We start from the raw sequence: 14,933 nt of genomic DNA on the forward strand, positions 1-14,933 counted from the left end.
TCGCAACTCCCCTCAGTGCTCCCTATGCCTGTAGATGACACCCTATCCAATCCGATCGACCAGAATGTGCAACAGTCCGGTAAATTTGGGGTGAATATTGGTCAAGGGCAGGAAATTCATATTGGTGATATTTACCAACAGATTGATCCTGAAACCGTTAAGCAAATCGTTCGAGAAGAGCTACGTCTACCCCAGAAAGAATATGGTAATTCGGTCGGTCGGGGTTTGGCTGCTCTGGCTGAGCTGATGCATCATTCCGAGGCTCGTTCCGCTGTAATTACCTTCGGAGCAGATTTTCGAGCCGCCTGTGAACAGATCGATGTGATTGCGAATTACAAAGAATTACACGATCTGCTTCATACACTGGAATTTCAATGCTACAGCGGTATTCTTCAGGAAGCGAAACGGTTCTCAGATCCTGAGGATGACACTGCACTGGAGATTCTAATGGAGCACGAATTGACGTTGCAGGGAATTTTGAGAGAAGTTAAAAATGTTGCCGGACGAGAAACCATTGCTATCAGTGAATTGCTGTGGTTAAAGCATCTGGAACACGCCCAGGGTGAATTGCATGCTGCGATCGAAACACTAGATACTCGACGGCTCCAACGAACTATTTGGCTATTAAGCCGAATTCTGGCCATTCAACCTTCACGAATCAACCCCAATCTTAATGCAGCTGCTAAAGCGCTGAGACTTCCGGCACTAGTCAACGCGATGCAAGCGATTTGGAAAAGCCTGGTAGAGGCTAACTTGAATCAGGAGAAGATTCAACAATTCCAGATAGGTGTTGTAGTGCTGGCAGAGTTGAATCAGCGCTTAACCGCCCTCATCTATGGACACGACTGCTGGCAGGAATTCGATTTAGAGTTGCGCCGAATTGAAACAAATTTGGACAAAGACTTGATTGAGCTGGAAATGTCCTGGCCCGATCTCAAGGAACGAACAGAGTCCCTGTTTGACCCTACTGCCGATCAGTGGACGCTGGCATTTCAACAAGATAGCCAGAATTTGGATGCAGCACTTCAGGCCAAAAATCCTGCCAAGATCAAACGCTATTTTCGGATGTATCGTAGACGGGCCAGCGAGCGCTTTTATCAAGTCGATGTCACATTAAGACGTTTGTGTGAAGAACTTCGAGAAGTGGGTGAACCACTCGCGTCTGTGTTGAGGATGATCGAATGAATAATACTGAAACTACAGCCAACCCTAAAGCAGATGAGATTCGCTTTCCATCCTTATCTTCTCTGCGGGTCGCCCACAGTGAGTTACTCAAGCTCCATCGGGAACAGGGAAACCAGGCGGATGTTTTAACCCAGATTGAGCAGTTTATGCTCAAAGGACGGGCAACCGGAGCGGTTCTAGATAATGAGGATGATCGCTGGGCCGCGCAGGGCATTCTCGATTACTGGAGTTCACTCCTCTATCGGGCTGGGCAGGAGCCACCCGACACAACTTTGGTGGATTTCGATCCGTCCCTCGCTCCTGACTTGAGTGACGATCGCTGCCCGTATATAGGCTTAGAGGCGTTTCGCGAGCAGAATCAACAGCTATTTTTTGGGCGGCAACGGCTAGTAGAAAGACTGCTTAACCACTTAACAACTAACCGCCTGCTGGTTGTGGTTGGCTCGTCTGGGAGTGGCAAGTCGTCCGTGGTTTTGGGAGGCTTGTTACCCAGACTTAAGGCTGGGGCATTGCCAGATAGCCAGGACTGGATCTATTACGAACCGTTAGTCCCCGGTTCCGATCCTTTAGTGGCTCTGGCGCAACGTTTGCAACCGCCTGAGAGTGTACCAACGACATGGATTACACAGCAGGTCGCAGCCTTGAAACAGAATTCCAAGCATCTTGTCCAACTGCTGCAGCCAGAAAAGCATCCAGCCGTGTTGGTGATTGACCAATTTGAAGAGGTGTTTACCCTCTGTCAGGATGACGAAGTCCGTCAGGCATTTATTAGCAATCTGCTCAATTTTGTCCAAACTCCGGAGGCTCAACATGTCCTGATTTTGACCATGCGGACCGACTTTGAGAGTTACGTTGCCCGGATTCCGATGCTGTGGGAGCACTTTGAACAATCTGCTGTACGAGTGTTTCCGCTCGATGCCAGCGAACTGCGAGAAGCCATCGAGAAACCAGCCGAACTGGTGGGTTTAAAGTTTGAAGCGGGACTGGTCGATAAACTCCTGAACGATGTGTTGGGTGAACCTGCTGCCCTGCCGCTCTTGCAATTTACCCTGCTCAAACTCTGGGATCACCGCGAACACAATCGCATTGTTTGGGACGCTTACCAGCGGTTGGGCGGTGGACGTTCGGCCCTATCCAACAGTGCGAATGAGTTCTATAACAATCTGATTCCTGAAGAACAGCTCACCGTAAAGCGGATCCTGCTGCAGATGGTACGCCCTGGCGAAGGGTTGGAAGTGACCAGCAATCGCATCCCCCGCAAAGAGCTATATCGCAAAGGAGAAGCGATCGATCGCGTCGATCGGGTTCTCGATAAATTGGTGGCTGCTCGCTTAGTGCGCCTAACGGACAGCGATATTCCTGAAAACGCTCAGGTCGAGGTGGCCCATGAAGCCTTAATCCGCAATTGGTCACGCCTAGTAGATTGGCTGGAGGATGAGCGGGTCACACTCCGGCAGCGGCTCGATCTGAGGAGAAAGGCAGAGCGGTGGCAAGCCCAAGGCAAGGACCGGAGCTGGTTACTGCGGGGAAGTGCGCTGCAGGAGGCTTTGGGCTATGAAGACCTCAACGACCTCGAAACTCAGTTTGTTCGAGCTAGTCGCCAGGATGAACAGCGGCGAAAATTCCTCTCCCAACTTACAACGGGTCTGATTATTGCCCTCTCAATGAGTGTTGCAGTTGTCTCAGGGGGTGCTGCCTGGTTTGCTGATAGAGCACGTAAAAACACCGAAATTCAATCCCTAAGCTACCTTTCTCAACGGTTTCGAAAGACTCGCTACCAAAGGGGCTGGGCTGCCAATTTGCGATGTTAGAACGCTGAGCCAGCAATGGTTCCGAGTGAACGACAGGAATACGCACCGCTTCATCCAAGGCAATTTTTTCGACCTGGGAATACATCTGGACGCGCTTAGCCTGATCCGATTCCTTGCGGGCATCTTCTAACAGTTTGAAGGCTTGCGGATTCTTCCAGTCACCAATATCCTTGGTACCGCCCGGACCAAAATGGTAGTAGAGGAAGTTGTCCGGATCGCCATAGTCGCCAGTCCAGCCCAGCATAAAGGCTTGATAACCGGGTGACTTGAGGCGGTCATCTAGATAGGCAGCCCAGTCCTTGGTGTTGAGTTTGACCCGAATACCAACGGCACCCAAATCAGCCGCAAATGCTTCGGCAATTGGTTTAGGTGTGGGAAAGTAGGGACGCGAGACGGGCATGTACCAAAGCTCTAGATCAAAACCATTGGGATAGCCCGCATCAGCCAGCATCTTCTTAGCTTGGTCAGGATTGTATTCATAATCGCTCTGGCTAGCGTCATAAAACTGCTTCAGCGAAGGTGGCATAAAGAACCCATCGCTCGTGGCCAACCCAGACCAGAAGGAATCCACGATCGCTTTGCGGTTGAGCGACATCGCGATTGCCTGCCGCACTTCTTTTTTAGCCAGTGGTTCATAGCTGGTATTGAGAGCCAAATACCCCACGTTAAAAGGCGGGCGGCGCACTTCTTGCAGGTTGGGGTCACTCTTCAGTTCGTTTAACTGGTCCGGAGCAATGTCGATCGTGAAGTCAATGCTGCCGGCTCGCAGTTCGGCCAGCCGAGCAGAAGGTTCTTTGATGAAGCGAAACACCACCTGTTCAGTTTTCGGGAAGCCCGATTTCCAGTAGCTGGGGTTCTTCTCCAGCACGATTCGATCACCCGTGCGCCATTCTACAAACTTGTAGGGTCCGGTACCAACTGCCACAGAGCCAGCGGTGCCATAGTCTGCGCCGGCTTTTCGAATCGCATCTGGGCTAGCAATCCCGAAGTAGCCAGAGGCAATCGCAGCAGGAAAGGCGGCAAAGGGATTTTTCAGCACAAACTCAATGGTTGAATCATCAACCACGTTGACGGCCTGCAAAATCGAGTTTTCGTTACCCTTGGATCCGCCAAATAGCCCTTCCCAAATGGCATAATCCTTCCCGGCATCGCGAAAACCCAGAGAATTGTTAGGATCCCACCAGCGCTCAATATTCACTTTTACGGCTTCGGCATTGAAGTCAGTGCCATCATGGAACTTAACACCTTCTCGCAGTTTGAACGTCCAGGTCAGGCCATCCTCGGATGCTGTCCATTCGGTTGCCAGAGCAGGTTCCAGGTCAGTTGTACCAGGCTTATAGTCGATCAGGCGGTCGTAGATTTGATGCTGCACATAGGTCGAGTTGCTGTCCTCGATATTACCAGGCTCTAAGTTGGCGGGATCGCCCGCAGCACCAAAGATTAGAGTAGAAGCATTAGCAGTCGAACCAGCGGGACTGTTTCCGGGAGACGCGCCGGTAGTAGGAGCCGTGGTTTGGGGTGCACAATTGGAGAGCGTAACTGTTAAAACAGCCGTGAATGCAAATAGTACGGCTTGCCATCGTTTTAAGCGTTGAATCATAAGTAATCGCTTCCTTTCAGAGGCTGATTAAAGATAAAAAACGTCAGAAAAATAGAGCAGGCGCAACGAAACAATCCGTCACACAAAGTCACAGGAATTTAGATAAGTTTCGTTAAAAGAATCGAAGCTGGGGCTAAGTGTAGAGCAGATAGCAAAGAGCTATAATAATACGCGATTGAAATGATCTAAGTCCATCTTTGGGAGGAAAGATCGAGGAATCAATTCAAGAGAAGTCGCAACCTTACACCTTGTAACTCAACTGAAGATTTTGATTAAACAGGGAAAGTCTTTGATTCCACTATCTGCTCACTTTTGCTAAGTAAATCATAGCTTGCAAATCTATCCAAAGGAATAGGCCAGTTGTTTAGAGTACTTTGTGCAATGAAATGTTGACATTTTGAAATGAGATGTCGCCTTTGCTTAAACTTTTCCTCTAAAATAAGTACCTCGGCATAATTAAAAACCAGATTCAAAACCCTGCGCCGCCCGCGCAGCGGGCGGCGCAGGGTTTTAGGTTTAATTATGCTCACCTACTTGATTCAACTATTCAATTAACATAATCTCTATCCAAGCTAAGCGAGTTGGCTAACTAGTAGTTATTGATTCAATTGCTAACAGAATTGGTGGCTTGGGTTCATTCTTTATCATAAAAACTGTGTTAAACCTATGAGCACCCCCATCCTCGATATTCGCAATCTCTCAGTTGAATTTCGGCAAGAGCAGCAGCGGGTGCAGGTATTGCAAAGTATTTCGTTTTCGTTATTGCCACGAGAGACAATTTGTGTGGTTGGCGAGTCGGGGTCAGGCAAATCAGTGACAGCGCTGGCGGTGATGGGGCTATTGGTGACTTCGGCTCAAGTCACCGGCGAAATTTGGTTCCGCAATCCGCACAAGCAAACCGACCCCATTAATTTGCTGGCACTGCCCATCGAAGAGCGACGCCAATATCGGGGAGGGCAGATTGCCATGATTTTCCAAGAGCCAATGACCTCGCTCAATCCGGTTTATACCTGTGGTGATCAGGTTGTAGAAGCCATTTTATTGCACTCGGATATATCACAAGAAGATGCTTATGGACGGGCAGTAGATTTATTTCGAGAAGTCAAGCTACCCGATCCAGAAGGCATGATGGAACGTTATCCCCATCAGCTTTCGGGTGGGCAAATTCAGCGAGTGATGATTGCAATGGCCCTGAGCGGAAATCCAACGTTACTTATTGCGGATGAACCAACGACTGCGTTAGATGTCACGATTCAGGCTACGATTTTGGAACTACTGCGAGAAATTCGCGATCGCCGCAATATGGCAATTCTGTTTATTACGCACGATATGGGTGTGGTGTCAGAAATTGCCGATCGGGTAGTGGTGATGTATCGCGGGCAAGTCATGGAAATTGCCAACGTGTATGATCTGTTCGCTAATCCCCAGCATCCCTATACCAAAGGGCTACTGAACTGCCGACCTCGACCCGATCAACGGCTTAAACGCCTGCCCACAGTTTCCGACTTTATGCAGGTCACCACGATGCCCGATGGTCAGCCTGAAATCATTCCTCAGCCGCTCAGTATTATCGAAAGTAATCCTCGCTTTACACCAGTGACCCAAGCGGAACAGACCGATCGCATGCAGCAATTGTTGCAACAGGAACCGCTGCTGTCGGTGCGGCATTTAACCAAAACCTATCCGATGCGGACTGGGCTGTTTGGACCGATAATTCCGTTCCATGCCGTTAATAACGTCAGCTTTGATGTCTATCCGGGTGAAACTTTGGGGCTGGTCGGCGAGTCGGGCTGCGGCAAAACTACCTTGAGCCGCGTGCTGCTGCGCTTGATTGAACCTACTGCTGGCGAAGTTTTTTTTGACGGTAAGCCCGTATTCAAACTAAATGAGACCGAGCTGCGCCAGCTTCGTCAGGCTATGCAAATTGTGTTTCAGAACCCCTATGGCTCGATGGATCCGCGGCAAAGTGTTGGCTCAGCCCTGATGGAGCCGATGATCATTCACGGTATAGGCAGTTCTCGGCAAGAGCGCTACCAAAAAGCAGTGGCCTTGTTGGAGCGGGTTGGCCTAGACGCCAGCGCCATGAACCGCATGCCCCACGAATTTTCTGGAGGACAACAGCAGCGCATCTGCATTGCCCGCACGCTCACCTGCAATCCGCGCTTCATTATCTGCGATGAATCGGTTTCAGCCTTGGATGTATCAGTACAGGCCCAGGTGCTGAACCTGCTCAAAGACCTGCAACAAGACTTTGGTCTCACCTACATTTTTATTTCCCATGATCTGAGCGTGGTCAAATTTGTCAGCGACCGCATTATGGTGATGAATCAAGGCAAAATCGAGGAAATTGGCCCTGCTGACCAGATCTACAACCACCCCACCCGTGACTACACCCGCCAACTGATCCGCGCCATCCCCAACGCCACACTAGACGATATCCAAAGACGGCAAGCACAGCGCTCACTGGCAGTATAACCCGCCTAACTGAGGCTAACTAAAGGCCCAACTGAAGAGCAATGGGTTAGCGGCTTCCACCCCAGCCCCTCTCCGATAGAGTTTCTGGCAAAAAGGTCATATCGATGGCTTCGCTGGATCCATCTTCCGGGTCCAGGTTTGCATCCACTTCAGCATCCTCTTGGCTGGGATCAGCCTCTGGCTCAGGGTTGGCAGCTTCTGATTCGGTTGGTGCCGGCTGCTCAATCTCTGGATTGGCCATACCGGGAGCCACCGGAGATGGAGCAGCCAATTGCGGACCAGGAGCGATCGGAGCAGCAGGACTCGGCATCATACCAGGTTGATTCCCCGATGGAGGTATGGTACTGGTACTGGGCTGGGGTATAGGCTGCTGCATCCCCGGAGACGGCACCCCTGCAGGAGCTGGCATGGTTGGAGCCATAGGTTGCTGGGGAACTGTCTGGGATGGCGAAGGAATGGGGCTAGGAACCAACACCGGCTGCCCTCCAAAATGTTCGTAGACAATGGCAGCAATTTGCCGGATCAGGTCTTGAGCACGGACATCGTTGTGAGGGCGCTTCACCATCGTGGCAATCGCATAGCGCCGACCGCTGGGCAGATCCACCAAACCGATATCCCCCAACATCGACCCAATATCGCCAGTTTTGTGAGCGATGGCCGAACCAGGCGACATGACGCTGGGCAGCAAACTGTCATTCGCCGTGCGTCGCATAATCTCAAACGCGCGATCGCGAGATTTCATTGAGATCAGTTTGCCGTCGTTGAGAAGCGCCCTCGTAGCCCAACTCATAGACAGCCTTTTCTAGCAGGTAGGCATCGAGTAAGACTTGTAATTCCTGATGGGTCCGGGGTAGGAACGAGGCATTGCCGGCGGTGGTCAGGTAGCTCTTGATAAAGGTGAGACTGGCCCAAGCGTGGAAGAACTGTGCCCAAGATTGCATCAGCTCGCGGTTTTCTGGACGAATTAGGCCACTTTCGACCTCATTACGCAAGGCAACCTGAGAGGCGTAGTAGAAGGACTGCATCATGCTGGCAATGTCGCGTAGCGGAGAGCGTTTCATCCGGCGTTCGCTCAGCAGCCGGTTGGGTTCGCCCTCAAAGTCAATCACAACGAAATCCTTGCCGGTGTAGAGCACTTCCTCTAGGTGGTAGTTGCCGTGGCAGCGGATACGCATGCCGGTAATTTGCAGATCCAAGACGCTCTTGAATCGTCCTAGTAGGTCTTCCCAGTGGCTCAGGATCGTGCGAGCGGCGGATTGGGATTCGTTGGGCAATTGCCTGATTTGTTTTTTCAATTGCAGCAATACCCGTCCGGCGTGGTTGCGCATGTACTGGTAGATCGAGCGCTGATAGAAGGACGAAAATTCTTCTGGCGCAAAGTTTGGATCGTCGGGATTGGACGCCAGAGCCAGATGCAGCTCAGCGGTGCGTTGTCCGAGCAGCTCGGCAGCTCTTACCTGAGATCCCATCAGCTCATTCACCATTTCGGGCATTTCGGTAGCGAGCGCTTTTGAGAGTACCGTTGACGGCATGGAGATGTCATCTAGCTCGATTTGGCTAACCATGACGCGCTCGAAGCAGTCCCGCAACCCGTCGAGGGCATAGGACCAAGCATCCCGCGCTTCTGGGACATAATGTTGCAGCATACCAATTGTCATCGGTTCGGCCCCTTTGCGCTGATATTCCAGTGCCCCCAGCACCGGAGCAACCAGTTTCTCAGCCGACAGACCGAGCTGCTCGGACATGCGGGTGAGGAAACGGCCAATTTCCCAATCTGAGTTAATGCACTCGTCCACCTGACGAAACAGCTTAAAAATATAGCGATTGTGGGTAGAGCCGCCTTCTGCGGAAGCGCCGTAGACAATTAAGGCGTTGGTATGGTTGCCGCGCTGCAAATGCGGTTCAATTGGTTCGGTCTGTCCTTCCTGCCATACCTGGGATAGGGCATTGGTAATGCTGGCGGTGATTTCGCCGCTACTGCCGCTGTAGCGAGCTTTATGGACAATCGCCTGTAGCGGAATTTCCAGAAACGCCCGGTCTCCTAATGCATCGACGAGGATGCCAGTTTCGGTTTTGCCGACCAAACGCACCAAGGCTCCATCCATGGCTTTGATGTCTGCAGCTTTGTCTGACACAAACACCAGCGGCAACACAAAGGTATCGGGCATACCCTCGGTATATTCGGCTCGGACCAGCACAATATCAAAGTTGGACGTACCGTCTGGAAGCGATTTGGTGCTATGACTACCTTCGGGAAGGGAGATGGGAATCGCATCCACTAACTGAGCCGTCTGGAGAATCCGGCCTTTCTTAAACCAATTGCAGGTCAGCAAATAATCGGGCAGGATGCCTTCTAGGGCTTTGCGAACTTCGGTCCGGGTGTAGACATCACGCCAATTGCCATTCACCGTTAGCGTCGGCAATTCCGATTGGGGTCGGGCGGCCAGAGTCGCTTCCTGGTATTGCAAAGTAAACCAGAAGAAGGCATGGGGACCCAAGCTCAGGAAGTAAGGCGATTCGCCAATACGCGGAAATTCAGTGCGGCCAAAGATTTCTACCGGCACCATACCCTGGAACGGCGACAGATCCAATTCCACCGCCTGCACAAACCGCGACAGGTTCGCCACTACCAAAATATGTTCGCCCTGGTAGGTGCGCGTAAAAGCCAGCACTTTGCGGTTTTCGGGATAGAGCAATTCAAACGTCCCGCGACCAAACGCCTTGTAGCGGCTGCGAATCGCAATCAACCGCTTCATCCACCACCAGAGCGAGTTGGGATTGGCCCGCTGCGCTTCCACATTCACCGTTTCATAGTGGTACTCCGGATCGACGATGACCGGCAGAAACAGCTTTTGAGGATTAGCGCGACTAAAGCCGGCATTGCGATCACCGCTCCACTGCATCGGCGTGCGCACCCCATTGCGGTCGCCTAGATAGATGTTGTCTCCCATGCCAATTTCGTCGCCGTAGTAGAGCACAGGAGTACCCGGCAACGACAGCAGCAGGCTATTCATCAGCTCAATCCGGCGGCGGTTGTTGCTGAGCAGTGGAGCCAAACGGCGGCGAATTCCCAGGTTAATGCGGGCCTGCGGATCTTCGGCATAGACGCGATACATATAGTCCCGGTCTTCGTCAGTCACCATTTCCAGCGTCAGCTCATCGTGGTTGCGCAGAAATAGCGCCCACTGGCAGTTGTCGGGAATGTGGGGCGTTTGTTGGAGAATGTCGATAATCGGAAAACTGTCTTCCATCTTCAGCGACATAAACAGCCGGGGCATCAGCGGAAAGTGGAAGTTCATGTGGCACTCATCCCCTTCACCGTAGTAGGCTGCCGCATCTTCGGGCCACTGGTTGGCCTCGGCTAGCAGCATCCGGTTGGGGAAGTGGGTATCGACATGGGCACGCAGTGCTTTCAAGAAGGTGTGGGTTCTGGGCAAATTTTCGCAGATGGTGCCTTCTTCTTCGTAGAGGTAGGGAACGGCATCCATGCGCAGGCCATCCACGCCCAGCCCCAGCCAAAAATCAACCACGTCGAACACGGCTTTTTGCAGCTCTGGATGCTCGTAGTTGAGATCGGGCTGATGGGAATAAAAGCGATGCCAGTAGTAGGCTTTGGCGACCGGATCCCAGGTCCAGTTGGAGGTTTCAAAATCCTTGAAAATGATGCGCACGCCCTTGTATTTCTCCGGCGAATCGCTCCAGACATAGAAATCGCGTTCGCTGCTGCCTGGTGCGGCGCGCCGTGCCCGTTGAAACCAGGGGTGCTGGTCAGAGGTGTGGTTGACGATCAACTCAACAATTACGCGAATGCCGCGCTGATGGGCTTCATCGAGAAAGGTTTTGACATCGTCGAGATGGCCGTAAATCGGGTTGACGGTGTAGTAATCGGAGATATCGTAGCCATCGTCGCGCAGGGGTGAGGGAAAGAAGGGCAAGAGCCAAATAGCGGTTACACCGAGGTCTTGAATGTAATCAAGTTTCTCAGTTAAACCACGAAAATCACCAATGCCATCTGCATCACTGTCTGCAAAGGCTTTCACCGGCACTTCGTAGATAATGGCGTCTTTAAACCAAAGGGGGTCGTCGTTCAGCGTTGATCGTTGCATGTTCTCCACAGTCCAGTTCCCTTGAATCAAGTTAATGGTCGCATCCTGATTTGCCAATAACATACCTATCACTTTTGCAGATCCAGTGCAGATCTAGCGCAGATTCAGGACATTTCCTCTCCCCTGGTCTGCCTCCTCTACTAAGGCCAAGAGACCAGGAAACAGCGATCTGCTGACCTGCGTTTGGCTCACTCTAGCGCAAGTAGACCCAACAGCAAGTGATACAGCGTTTTTCACCCACGTAAGGTATAGGGGGTGTGGGGGCTTCGCCCCCACGCAGGGGCTGTGCCCCTGCACCCCAATTTTTGTACTTCACTAGCCTGGAAAAGGCTGTAAATCATCAGCTAAAACAAAGGTGCAGAGAGAATTTAATCCCTGCACCTCTTTTTGTAAAAATTGTCAGAAGTTTCTTAGGACAATCTCTTAGGATAAAAGAGAAGATGCGCCAACTCTAATCCGAAATACCTCGAAGATTTGACATCCTTCCCCGCTATTCAGGTTCCTATCCTAGATTCACTTTGACAACCTTGCGGCGTTCGTCTTCCATCTTAGGCAGCGTCAGCTTCAAAATACCATCCTTGTACTCAGCCTGCACTTTTTGGTTATCGATCTGTGCCGGTAACGGAATCACACGCTGGAATTTGCCATAGCGAAACTCGCTGCGGAATACACCTTTTTCTTCCGTTTTGGTTTCACTCTGGCGTTCGCCGCTGATCGATACAGCATCAGCTGTAACCTCGACATTTAGATCTTTGGCTTCTAATCCAGGTACTTCTAGCTTCAGATGAATTGCGTCTTCCGTTTCCTTCATTTCTGCCGCAGGCATAAAGGCCATTCCGTTCTCGCGGCGACTGCTAGGAGCAAGCACATCGTCAAACAAACGGTTCATTTCGCGTTGTAGAGCATCGATTTCTTGAAATGGTTGCCAACGAATCAGAGCCATAGTTGTAACCTCCTAAATCCGATTCTGTGTTGGGTCTTGAGGTTCTTCCCTCCACATCCATTAGAATAGTTGGAATTCTAATTTAGGAGAGTTCGGTTTTGGGTACCTTGAGGTTGGCAGTTTCCGTACCTTTAACAGCAAAATCAAATCCGAATCAAGATGCCTTCAAAGTCATCTTCAGGCGTTTGCGATTCGGCTTGGTTTTTATCTCCAGTGTCGTTCAAGCTGATTTCAGAGCGATTGGAGCGATTGGCGGAATCAGAACTAGCAGTTTGAGATAGGGAATCCCGGTCTTCTGAGTGAGTTGAACGTGCGTCAGAGCGAGAAATGATTTCAATCGAAACATCAGCTGCTGCGGGCTTAACAGCAACTAACAGTGAGATGATACTCAGAGCTAAAGCGATGGTTAAAGAGGGCTTTTTCATAGTCGCAGTCGAGGGATAGGTGAGGACTGATTTTATGTAGGTCGGAAGGTTCCTCTCCTATGCACCTGCCCCTGATGCGCCCTGCTATTCTGTGAAACTTTCGTGAAGCAAATTTATAGAATTAAATCTATGTAATTGGGGCAGGTTTGAGAGAGTCCTCTACATAACTCAACACCGTGGCGATGCGATTTTCCCAAGAAAACCTTTGGCGGCGTTATCGCGATTGGTTTTATGTCGAGAACATGCACGGATTTGACTGGGCCGCCATACGCCGCGACTATGAAAAATGGCTGCCGCACGTCGCACATCGTGCAGATCTGAATTACATCATCGCCGAGATGAGCTCAGAGCTTACGGTTCAACATGCATATATTGACGGCGGAGATATGAATCTGCCTCCGCGGGTGCAGGTTGCACTTTCCGGTGCGAGATTCGAGGCAGACAAAGCATCGGGCAGATATAGGATCTCACGAATCTTTGCCGGGCATAATGAGGAAGATATCTACCGTTCACCGCTGACCGAGGTAGGCGTTGATGCCCGCGTTGGCGACTATCTGCTTGCTGTAAATGGCGAAGAGGTCAAGACAGACCGGGACGTTTACGCTTATTTCAGAGGGAAAGCAAACGCAGAAGTAATTCTTACGGTCAATTCGACCCCGTCAATGCAAGGCTCACGAAAAATAGCATTCCGGCCAATAACTAACGAATCCGATCTGATCTACCTGAACTGGATCGAAGCTAACCGAAAACGGGTAAGCGATGCCACTAATGGCCGTGTTGGATACATTCACATTCCGGATATGGGAGCGGCTGGAATTCGCGAGTTTATCAAATGGTATTATCCGCAGCTTGATAAGGAAGGGCTTGTGGTCGATGTGCGTGCGAATGGCGGCGGAAACGTTTCACGGATGCTGATCGAAAGGCTGCGGCGGCGCGTTCTCGGAGTGAACTTCCGACGCGGCGACGAAGATGCCACGACCTATCCCGATGGTGTTTTCCGAGGACCGATGGTCGCCTTGCTCAATGAGAATTCGGCTTCAGACGGCGATATATTCCCGTATATGTTCCGCGAAGCCGGGCTTGGACCGCTGATCGGGAAACGAAGCTGGGGAGGCGTTGTAGGCATAACAAATCGTGGGAACTTGATAGATGGCGGCGTGGTAAATGTGCCCGAATTTGCTCTCGCGAACACAAAGGGAGAATACATCATCGAAGGCTATGGCGTCGATCCGGACATCGAGGTCGATAACGACCCGCGTTCCGTGATCGCTGGCCGCGACCCGCAGCTCGAACGCGGAATCGCCGAAGTTATGAAGAAACTAACATCGCCGGTGCGTCTGCCCGGACGCCCGGCCGATCCTAATAGGAATAAGAATTAGATGGGCAATTTATTGCTGGAAGTCAGCAATCTTCAGACACATTTTCCAACGCGGGCTGGTTTGGTGCGGGCGGTTAATGATGTGAGCTTTCATATATGCGAGGGCGAATTGTTGGCGCTTGTCGGGGAATCGGGGTGTGGAAAATCGATCACGGCATTGTCGATAATGCGTTTGATCTACCCACCGGGAAAGATAGCGGGCGGTTCCATCAAGTTCAAAGGTGAAGAGTTGACGACAGCGACCGACGACCGTCTGCGTGAGATCCGCGGCAACGATATCGCGATGATCTTTCAGGACCCGATGACGTCGCTCAATCCTGTTTACACTGTCGGTGAACAGATCGCTGAAGCGTTGCGATTGCATCGAAAGCTTGATAAGAAAGCAGCGAAACAAGCGGCGATCGAAGCTATGCGGGAAGTTGCGATCCCCTCGCCCGAACGCCGAGTGGATGATTATCCGCATCAGCTTTCGGGCGGAATGCGTCAGCGTGTGATGATCGCAATGGCACTCGCCTGCGACCCGGAATTGCTTATAGCAGACGAGCCGACGACCGCACTCGATGTCACGATCCAGGCACAAATACTTGAATTGCTCGATGAGCTTAGGAAAACGCGAAAGCTTGCGGTTTTGTTGATCACACATGACCTGGGGGTGGTTGCCGATGTCGCTGACCGTGTTTGCGTAATGTACACCGGAAAGATCGTCGAGGAATCCGGCGTTGATGAATTATTTGATAAACCAAAGCACCCATATACGCAAGGGCTGCTGCGTTCAGTTCCGAAATTGACTGCCGCAAACATCGAACGCGACTTACGTTTGCAGACCATTGAGGGGACGGTGCCGAGCCCAACAGATCTCCCGCCGGGATGCCACTTCGAACCGCGTTGTGAGTTTCGAATGCCGCAATGCTCGATTGCACCGATCCCCCTTTATGATATTTCAGCCGGCATAAAGGTTCGATGTGTGCTTCACGAACCAGGGCGTGAGAAGAGAATGACCGCATAGTTTT

Annotated in this window: 9 protein-coding genes and 1 pseudogene; 5 read left to right on the forward strand and 5 right to left on the reverse strand. The window is 51.4% G+C overall.

The window, feature by feature from the left end:
* Positions 1–24 precede the first annotated feature (24 nt).
* Entirely contained in the window at positions 25–1,185 is a 1,161-nt protein-coding gene (locus tag JVX88_RS10745; protein ID WP_211627302.1) for a hypothetical protein, read from the forward strand.
* Positions 1,186–1,331: 146 nt separating this feature from the next.
* A pseudogene (locus tag JVX88_RS43990) lies at positions 1,332–2,684 on the forward strand (AAA family ATPase); the annotation flags it as partial.
* Positions 2,685–2,835: 151 nt separating this feature from the next.
* On the opposite strand, the gene JVX88_RS10750 reads toward JVX88_RS43990, so the two are convergent.
* Complete coding sequence (locus JVX88_RS10750; protein WP_211627303.1) at positions 2,836–4,596, reverse strand: ABC transporter substrate-binding protein; 1,761 nt, start codon at positions 4,594–4,596, stop codon at positions 2,836–2,838.
* A 666-nt stretch (positions 4,597–5,262) separates the two neighbouring features.
* On the opposite strand from JVX88_RS10750, the gene JVX88_RS10755 reads away from it, so the two are divergent.
* The gene (locus JVX88_RS10755; RefSeq protein WP_211627304.1) at positions 5,263–7,071 is read left to right on the forward strand and encodes an ABC transporter ATP-binding protein; all 1,809 of its coding nucleotides are present in this window, start codon (positions 5,263–5,265) and stop codon (positions 7,069–7,071) included.
* A gap of 46 nt (positions 7,072–7,117) precedes the next feature.
* Here the strand turns inward: JVX88_RS10755 and JVX88_RS10760 are convergent, their stop codons facing one another.
* The 4 genes from JVX88_RS10760 to JVX88_RS10775 form a co-directional block, all read right to left on the reverse strand.
* On the reverse strand, positions 7,118–7,813 hold the full coding sequence (locus tag JVX88_RS10760) for a serine hydrolase (RefSeq protein WP_211627305.1): 696 nt from the start codon (positions 7,811–7,813) through the stop codon (positions 7,118–7,120).
* Complete coding sequence (gene treS / locus JVX88_RS10765; RefSeq protein WP_211627306.1) at positions 7,788–11,177, reverse strand: maltose alpha-D-glucosyltransferase; 3,390 nt, start codon at positions 11,175–11,177, stop codon at positions 7,788–7,790. Before treS ends, JVX88_RS10760 begins: the two co-directional genes overlap by 26 nt.
* Before the next feature lie 502 nt (positions 11,178–11,679).
* Positions 11,680–12,120 (reverse strand): Hsp20/alpha crystallin family protein, encoded by a 441-nt coding sequence (locus JVX88_RS10770; protein WP_211627307.1) that lies wholly within the window; start codon positions 12,118–12,120, stop codon positions 11,680–11,682.
* A 143-nt stretch (positions 12,121–12,263) separates the two neighbouring features.
* The gene (locus JVX88_RS10775) at positions 12,264–12,545 is read right to left on the reverse strand and encodes a hypothetical protein (protein WP_211627308.1); all 282 of its coding nucleotides are present in this window, start codon (positions 12,543–12,545) and stop codon (positions 12,264–12,266) included.
* A gap of 182 nt (positions 12,546–12,727) precedes the next feature.
* Here JVX88_RS10775 and JVX88_RS10780 point away from each other — a divergent pair, with 182 nt between their 5' ends.
* Together JVX88_RS10780 and JVX88_RS10785 are read left to right on the forward strand one after the other, a co-directional pair.
* The gene (locus JVX88_RS10780) at positions 12,728–13,924 is read left to right on the forward strand and encodes a S41 family peptidase (RefSeq protein WP_211627309.1); all 1,197 of its coding nucleotides are present in this window, start codon (positions 12,728–12,730) and stop codon (positions 13,922–13,924) included.
* Positions 13,925–14,929: an ABC transporter ATP-binding protein gene (locus JVX88_RS10785; RefSeq protein ID WP_211627310.1), complete on the forward strand. Its 1,005-nt coding sequence runs from the start codon at positions 13,925–13,927 to the stop codon at positions 14,927–14,929. It abuts the gene before it with no gap.
* The last annotated feature ends 4 nt before the right edge of the window (positions 14,930–14,933 follow it).

Source organism: Leptolyngbya sp. 7M (assembly GCF_018128485.1).

Coding starts and splice junctions, on each gene's coding strand:
- JVX88_RS10745 (WP_211627302.1), top strand. CDS start 25: ATGCCTGTAGATGACACCCTATCCAATCCGATCGACCAGAATGTGCAA.
- JVX88_RS10760 (WP_211627305.1), bottom strand. CDS start 7,813: ATGAAATCTCGCGATCGCGCGTTTGAGATTATGCGACGCACGGCGAAT.
- JVX88_RS10775 (WP_211627308.1), bottom strand. CDS start 12,545: ATGAAAAAGCCCTCTTTAACCATCGCTTTAGCTCTGAGTATCATCTCA.
- JVX88_RS10770 (WP_211627307.1), bottom strand. CDS start 12,120: ATGGCTCTGATTCGTTGGCAACCATTTCAAGAAATCGATGCTCTACAA.
- JVX88_RS10785 (WP_211627310.1), top strand. CDS start 13,925: ATGGGCAATTTATTGCTGGAAGTCAGCAATCTTCAGACACATTTTCCA.
- JVX88_RS10755 (WP_211627304.1), top strand. CDS start 5,263: ATGAGCACCCCCATCCTCGATATTCGCAATCTCTCAGTTGAATTTCGG.
- JVX88_RS10780 (WP_211627309.1), top strand. CDS start 12,728: ATGCGATTTTCCCAAGAAAACCTTTGGCGGCGTTATCGCGATTGGTTT.
- treS (WP_211627306.1), bottom strand. CDS start 11,177: ATGCAACGATCAACGCTGAACGACGACCCCCTTTGGTTTAAAGACGCC.
- JVX88_RS10750 (WP_211627303.1), bottom strand. CDS start 4,596: ATGATTCAACGCTTAAAACGATGGCAAGCCGTACTATTTGCATTCACG.